Raw genomic sequence first — 6,600 nt, 5'->3', positions numbered from 1 at the left:
CAAGGCCCGCCTCCACCCGATCGAGTCAGAAACCGACGACACCGTCCTGCCCACCGAACTCACCGCATAGCCTCAAAACGAGATCACCGAGTGGCCGTCGATACACCACTCCAGCGGACGTGACCGCAGTGGCCAGCATCCTTATCAGAGATTGCTTCGTACCCCACTCCTTCGCGTGCTGTGTCCACTCCTGTGGATACCGGGCCTCCCATTCCAGGAACAGCAGGGCGAAGGGCAGTCCCGCCCACGTGTTGATCTCCCCGGAGGCCTGCCTGCTCCACAGGGCTCGGGGCGGCCTGATCCACAGGGCTTCGGGCAGACAGCGGCTTGCGGCCTCGTCGTATGCCTTCTGCGCAGCTACCCGGCCCCGCGCCCGGCACCGCAACCAAGGGGTCGGGTGCCAAGCCTTGTGGAGCCGGAGTCGAGCAGACTCGACCTCTTCTTGGACACTGGCCAGTCGATCAAGGGCAGCGGCACGTTCGGCAGGGGCCGGTGCTATCAAGCCGTAAGCCCACGCCAAACGCTCAGTCCACCCGTGGTCGTCGTCGACGCCCGCGCCTGCCATCTCCGTCATGCGGCAGATCATCGCCTGATCGGCACGCCGGCGCGATCCCCATACGCATGGCAGCGGAGACGAGATCATCGGTACAGCGACGAAGTACAACAACCCCAGCATCCGCCAGCGCCCGGCACCGGCTCTCAAGGCCCGCCCGGCAGCCTCTGTTGGTGTAGGGCTGAACATGCTCACAGACTTCGAAGCGGTGCAAGGAGTGGGTGATCGTTGTCGGTGGGGACCTTTACGGTCGTCGCTGTGAAGATGCCTTCAAATCCCCTGACAGTGCTGGTGAGTGACCCGGCGGGGCAGTCGCTGGGGCTGAACCTGCCTCCGGGCTCCCTGGTCACAACCACGCGTTTCGGTCCCCGGCAAGAGCCGCTGTTCTGGGTTGCCGACGAGATTGCGGGACCTGACGCAAGGGGCCAACTTCTGCCGGCCTGCGAAGCTGTCGGCCTCCGGCCCGTGCTCCTCCAGACTGAGAAGCACGCGGAGAAGGAGGGGTGGTGGAATGACGGCTGGCTGGACCCGGGCCTGATGGCCGACGACCCCAGCGATCACGACGCCGGGTCGGTGCTCGCGTCGTATTGGGCTGTCGCCGTGGCCGAAACGGACGATGACGAGGACGGCGAGACCCTCGCGCCTTTCAGCGCCGCCTGGCCAGGACTCGCCCCGGCGGGGAGAGTCGAGTCAGATCCTGATGTTCGCGCCGCACAGGTCACGGCTGGTCTGATCGAGCAAGGGTGGCTTGCCAGCCCCCGTCTCGGCTTGGTTCCCGTCAGTCGTGACACGGACATTCCCGCCTCCATCGGGTGGACCGGGCCGTCCAACGACGACGCGGCCTGCTTGCGGGCGGTCCTTCGCTCCTGGGAGGACCGGTTCGGCGCCCGGCTCCTGGCCCTGTCCTACGCCCGGCTGGACCTGTCCGTGGCCGCCCCACCTCAGACGATGGAGGAAGCCCTGGCTGTCGCTGCGGAGCACTTCGCGTTCTGCCCCGACAACGTCTGGCAGGGATACGAGACCATGCGCCTGTATGCGGAAGAAGCTGTGCTGGGGAACTCTCACTGGACGTTCTGGTGGGACTAAGACGCCGGTCTGAGTCGTGGTCTCATTTTTGGTCTCATTCGCACACATCCAGCCCCGTCCGCAGAGGTCTACCATCGGTTCGCCGCCGGCAAATCCCTCGTCGACGAGAAGGCCGCCCAGTCCGCCGTCACCGAAGTCCCCGACCAGGGCCTGTCCGGTGGGTCGCGTGACGGCCGAACGTTCAGATCGTTCCGGCCGACGTGGGGCGAGGGACGTCACGCAAGATCGAAAGTGGCGCAGGTCACTCTTGTTCGACCGATTACTTCGCCTGTCGCCTCCGGTCATACCAGCAAAGCGCATCAACACCCCAAGATCGTTCTGCACCAAGGGATGGGACACCGCCGACATGAGCGAAACCGTGAAGGGCCCTGCCAGCTACTTCCCTTCGATCGAGAAGAAGTACGGCCGCCCGATAGCAGAGTGGAAGGAGATCATCCGTTCCTCGCCCTTGACCAGGCATATGGAACTCGTCTCCTGGCTTAAGACCGAACACGGGCTGGGGCACGGTCACGCAAACGCCCTTGTCGCGCACACCCTTGCCGAGAACAGCGGGAAGTAAGCCGCTTCATCCGGGCACTACGAGAGCACATGGCCACCGGTTGTGATCCCGTTGCGGAGGACCCGGCCGACGAGCCGGGGTTCTCCAGGCACCGCATTTCGTGCCGGAAGCCGAACCCGTCAGCCGGACCAAAGCCGGACCCTTCGGCATTTTCAGCGTCGCCCAACAATCCGGTCAGGCGTAGCTGTTCCGCCGCTGGTGTTCAGCGGAAGGCGAGCGGGGTCTCGGATTCGATGTGGGACAGCTTTTGCGGGTTGCGGACGTAGTAGAGGCCGGTGATGCGGGCGTCCTCGGCGCGGATCGCCATGATCCCGTCGATCTCGCCGTCCAGGCGTACGACGAGTGCCGGGTTGCCGTTGACCGTCGTGGGGGCGAGGGTGAGCGTGGCTTCGAGCTTGCCGGTGCGGCCGACGAACATACGGACCACCTTCTCGGCGCCGATGACCGGCCGCCGCGCGGCCTGCTTGATGCCGCCGCCGTCGCTCATCAGGACGACCTCAGGGGCGAGCACGTCGAGGAGGCCCTGTAGGTCCCCGGTTTCGAACGCCCGCTGGAACGACTCCAGGACCGCCCGGGACTCGCTCGCGGACACCACCTTGCGAGGGCGGCGGGCGTCGACGTGCCGGCGGGCTCGGTGGGCGATCTGGCGGACGGCGGCGGGGGTCTTGTCGACGGCGGCGGCGATCTCGTCGTAGCTGACGTCGAAAACCTCGCGCAGCACGAAGACGGCGCGCTCCGTCGGCGACAGCGTCTCCAGGACGAGCATCAGGGCCATCGACACGCTCTCGGCGAGTTCGACGTCCTGGGCGACGTCCGGTGCGGTGAGCAGGGGTTCCGGCAGCCAGGGTCCGACGTACGCCTCCCTGCGGCGTTTCATGGTGCGCAGCCGGTTGAGGGACTGCCGGGTCGTGATCCGGACCAGGTAGGCGCGGTGGTCGCGCACCTGTGACAAGTCGACCTCGGCCCACCGCAGCCAGGTTTCCTGGAGGACGTCTTCAGCGTCGGCAGCCGATCCGAGCATCTCGTAGGCGACGGTGAAGAGCAGGTTGCGGTGGGCGATGAACATCTCGGTCGCCGGGCCGGTCCGGTCGTGGTCTCTTCTCATGTATCGCCCCTTCTTGTCTCGCCCCTCCTCGTCTCTCCCCTTCTTGTCTCGCCCCTCCTCGTCTCGCGGACGGTCCTGGTTACCGGAGGCCTTCAAGCATGCATCCACAGCAACCTTCCTTCAGGCTGCCCGTGCGGGGGTGGTGGCCGGCGGCTCGTCGCGCTTGGCCTGCAGTAGCAGTTGCTGCTGGCGCTTGGTGCCTCCTGAGACTCGGTGCAGGCTGTACGAACCGGCCTTGCGTGCCTCGGCAGCCAGGTGCTTGACGATGCCCTTGCAGATGAACTCCTTGATCTTCGCGCCAGGACGACCGTCGATGTGGAACCACAGCGCGACGTCGTACCTGTGGGCGAACTGGAAGATGCCGGCGCGTCGGCCCAGGCTGATGCACTGGCCGGCGAACACCTGGTTGAGGGGCGAGGGCTGCTCACCCGCGATCCGGCTGAGCACCGTGTCGGCGGCCCGCGCGCCCAGAGGGATCGCGGCCTGGCAGCTCATCCGCAACGGCAGGTCCGACGGCGCCGCCGAGTCCCCGGCCGCGACGATGCGCTCGTCGTCCACGCTCGTCAGCGTCTCGTCCGTGAGCAGGCGTCCCAGGGCGTCCGTGCTCAGCCCGCTGCGTGCCGCCAGGTCCGGTACGGCGAAGCCGGCGGTCCAGATGGTCACCTGGCTCGGCAGTTCGCGGCCGTCTCCGAGCCGCACGGCGTCGCGGGTCACCGCCGTCACCTTCGCGTCGGCCGCGTCGGAGCCGTCGAGTACGGTCACCCCCAGCGCCGCCAGCCGCCCGGCCACCGAGCGTCGGCCCCGCGGATGCAGGTACGGGCCGAGCACCTCGCCGCAGACCAGGGTCACGTTGCGGCCGGTCTCCGCCAGCTCGGCGGCGGTCTCGATGCCGGTCGGACCGGCTCCGACCACCGTCACCGCGGCCGTCGCGGGAGCGGCGTCGATGACCGGCCGCAGCCGCTGCGCCTCCTCCAGGGTGGCGATCGGGTGGGCGAACTCGGCCGCTCCGGGCACGCTCGGGTCGGCGCTGCCGCTGCCCACCGCGTAGATCAGGTAGTCGTAGTCGACCGTGCCGCCCGCCGCCAGCGTCACGCGGCGACCGGTCGCGTCGATCCGTGTCACCGTTTCGACCACCAGCCGGACGTCGTCGGCCAGGACGTCTCGGTAGTCGACGACCGCGTTGTCGGACCCGCCCACCAGCTGGTGCAGGCGGATCCGATGGACGAAGTTCGGGCGCGGGTTGATCAGGGTCACTGTCACGTCGTCGCGCTGCGTCAGGCGATTGGCGGCCATGACGCCGGCGTATCCGCCGCCGATCACGACAACATCAGTGTTCTGCGCGTTCTCCGTGTTCTCCGTGTTCTCCGTGTTCTCCGTGTTCTCCGCCATGGTGTCTCCCGTCTCCGTTTCCACCGGTTCGGCCTCAAGACACCGCGTGACCGATCGCCGTGACAGTTTGTGAGGCAGATCACTGCACGGTGCCTGATGCGACTGTCGACACCTCCGCCCACACCGTCTTGCCCACCGGATGCCGTGGCGTCGAGCCCCAGCGCTCGGCCAGGACGTCCACCAGGAGCAGGCCGCGGCCCGACTCGCCGTCGGGGTACGACGAGGGTGGGGCGGCGGGTGGTCGCTTCGCGGCGGCTGCGTCGGCGACCTCGATCCGGATCACGTCCGACGCCTCGTCGAGGGAGAGCCGGAGACCGAAGTCGCGTCCCGGAACGCGGCCGTGCTGCACGGCGTTCGCGGCGAGTTCCGCGATGACGAGGGCGACCGTGCACGACACGTCCGACGCCGGCGGGTAACCCCACTCCTCCATGCGCCGCACGGCCAAGCGCCGGGCGAGCCGCGCGCCTCGCGGCGAGGAAGCGAACTGCGCGGTGAGCGGCGGGCGTTCGGCTGCTTCGCCGTCGAGCAGGACGGCTTCCGCCACGGGAGCTTCGGCGACGCTCCTTCGCGGTTCTTCGTCCGAGGTGGTCGTTCCTGTCAGCACAGCGTTTCCGTTCTTCTTGCCTGTCGAGCCCTGAGTCGTCCCGCGATGTAGTCGAGTCATCACGTTCCGTGCTTAAGGTTCGACTCACAGCCCTACGCTCGGAAGGTGACGCAGCCTTACCTTTTGGCTCGTAAGGGATGGAAGTGACTCCTTGGCCAACGGAATTGATCCCAGTACGTCGATGGCGGCGCTCTTCGGCGCGCGCGTACGCAGGCTCCGTACGGCCGCCGGGCTGACTCAGGCCGAACTCGGCAAGATGACGCATGTGGTGAGCACCCGGATCACGCAGATCGAGCGTGCCTCCGGGGCGAAGCCGACGCTGGAGCTGGCTCGTGCGCTGGACGCCGCGCTGGGTGCGGACGATCTGCTGGTGGAGCTGTGGCCGTACGTGTACCGGGAGGCATTTCCGGACTGGTCGCGGAAGTTCATGGAGTACTCGGAGCGGGCGGTGGGCATTCGCGAGTACGCGGCTCATGTGGTGCCCGGCTTGTTGCAGACCGAGGCTTACGCGCGGGCAGTTCTGAGTGTCGGTCGAACGCTCGGCAGCAAGGAGCACTTGGAAGAGCGGGTCACCGCTCGAATGGGGCGGCAAGATCGCCTCGGTACGCCCGATCGGCCTGAACTGTGGGTCGTTCTCGACGAGGCGGTGCTCCGGCGTCCGGTCGGCGGCCAGGCGGTGATGCTCGAGCAGTTGGAGCGGCTGCTTGAGTCGGCAGCGAAGCCTCATATCACCGTGCAGGTACTGCCGTTCGACCAAGGCGAGCATGACGTCATGGGCGGCTCGCTCACCGTTCTGACGATGCCGGACGGCTCGGAAGTCGCCTACACAGAGGGCGCACACTACGGCCAACTCATCGAGGATCCGGACGAGGTCAGGAGCTTCGCACTGACCTACGATCGGCTTCGGGCGGCAGCCCTGCCCCCGCTCATGTCGCTCGGCATGATCCGATCCGTGATGGAGGACAACCACCGTGGAGCGAACGTCCCGTCCCGATCTGAACGGCGCCGCCTGGCGCAAGAGCAGCTACAGCAATCAGGAGGGCGGCAACTGCGTGGAGGTGGCCGACGGGTTCCCCGGCGTCGTGCCCGTCCGTGACAGCAAGGTCCCGCACGGTCCCGCTCTGTCTTTCGAGGCCCGCTCCTGGGCAGCGTTCATAGGTGAGTTGAAGGCCGGTCAGCACCGCGTCTGAGTCGGCCAGGTCCCGGCTGCGTTCCGTCTTCCGGGCCCGCCGGTTCCTCATCCGCAAGGGCCCGGCGGGCCACTGGCCTCCCCAAAGAACCGGGGGAAATAACTACCCGCCCAC

General features: G+C 67.5%; 8 protein-coding genes. 4 read left to right on the top strand and 4 right to left on the bottom strand.

Annotated elements, in window-relative coordinates; all coding sequences use genetic code 11:
• Positions 1-25 precede the first annotated feature (25 nt).
• On the bottom strand, positions 26-574 hold the full coding sequence (locus tag FPZ41_RS47630) for a hypothetical protein (protein ID WP_194236438.1): 549 nt from the start codon (positions 572-574) through the stop codon (positions 26-28).
• 213 nt (positions 575-787) lie between these two features.
• Here FPZ41_RS47630 and FPZ41_RS43715 point away from each other — a divergent pair, with 213 nt between their 5' ends.
• Positions 788-1,639 carry a DUF4253 domain-containing protein gene (locus FPZ41_RS43715; protein ID WP_322621495.1) on the top strand — a complete coding sequence of 284 codons (852 nt, stop codon included), beginning with the start codon at positions 788-790 and terminating at the stop codon, positions 1,637-1,639.
• A gap of 346 nt (positions 1,640-1,985) precedes the next feature.
• A complete protein-coding gene (locus tag FPZ41_RS43710; protein WP_194236437.1) occupies positions 1,986-2,198 on the top strand; it encodes a DUF4287 domain-containing protein in 213 nt (70 codons plus the stop codon).
• Positions 2,199-2,400: 202 nt separating this feature from the next.
• Here the strand turns inward: FPZ41_RS43710 and FPZ41_RS43705 are convergent, their stop codons facing one another.
• From FPZ41_RS43705 to FPZ41_RS43695, 3 genes are all read right to left on the bottom strand, one after another.
• On the bottom strand, positions 2,401-3,303 hold the full coding sequence (locus FPZ41_RS43705) for an RNA polymerase sigma-70 factor (RefSeq protein ID WP_152870133.1): 903 nt from the start codon (positions 3,301-3,303) through the stop codon (positions 2,401-2,403).
• A gap of 120 nt (positions 3,304-3,423) precedes the next feature.
• Positions 3,424-4,692, bottom strand: a complete 1,269-nt coding sequence (locus FPZ41_RS43700; protein WP_152870131.1) for an NAD(P)/FAD-dependent oxidoreductase — start codon at positions 4,690-4,692, stop codon at positions 3,424-3,426.
• 79 nt (positions 4,693-4,771) lie between these two features.
• Positions 4,772-5,296, bottom strand: a complete 525-nt coding sequence (locus FPZ41_RS43695; protein WP_322621494.1) for an ATP-binding protein — start codon at positions 5,294-5,296, stop codon at positions 4,772-4,774.
• A gap of 181 nt (positions 5,297-5,477) precedes the next feature.
• Here FPZ41_RS43695 and FPZ41_RS43690 point away from each other — a divergent pair, with 181 nt between their 5' ends.
• On the top strand, positions 5,478-6,392 hold the full coding sequence (locus tag FPZ41_RS43690) for a helix-turn-helix domain-containing protein (RefSeq protein ID WP_152870137.1): 915 nt from the start codon (positions 5,478-5,480) through the stop codon (positions 6,390-6,392).
• On the top strand, positions 6,349-6,486 hold the full coding sequence (locus tag FPZ41_RS49195; protein WP_322621493.1) for a DUF397 domain-containing protein: 138 nt from the start codon (positions 6,349-6,351) through the stop codon (positions 6,484-6,486). Before FPZ41_RS43690 ends, FPZ41_RS49195 begins: the two co-directional genes overlap by 44 nt.
• Positions 6,487-6,600 lie beyond the last annotated feature (114 nt).

This window comes from Streptomyces acidicola (assembly GCF_009377235.1).
Lineage (GTDB): Bacteria > Actinomycetota > Actinomycetes > Streptomycetales > Streptomycetaceae > Streptomyces > Streptomyces acidicola.
The sequence above is the reverse complement of the archived record's forward strand: the minus strand, read 5'-3'. Positions and strand labels throughout refer to the sequence as shown.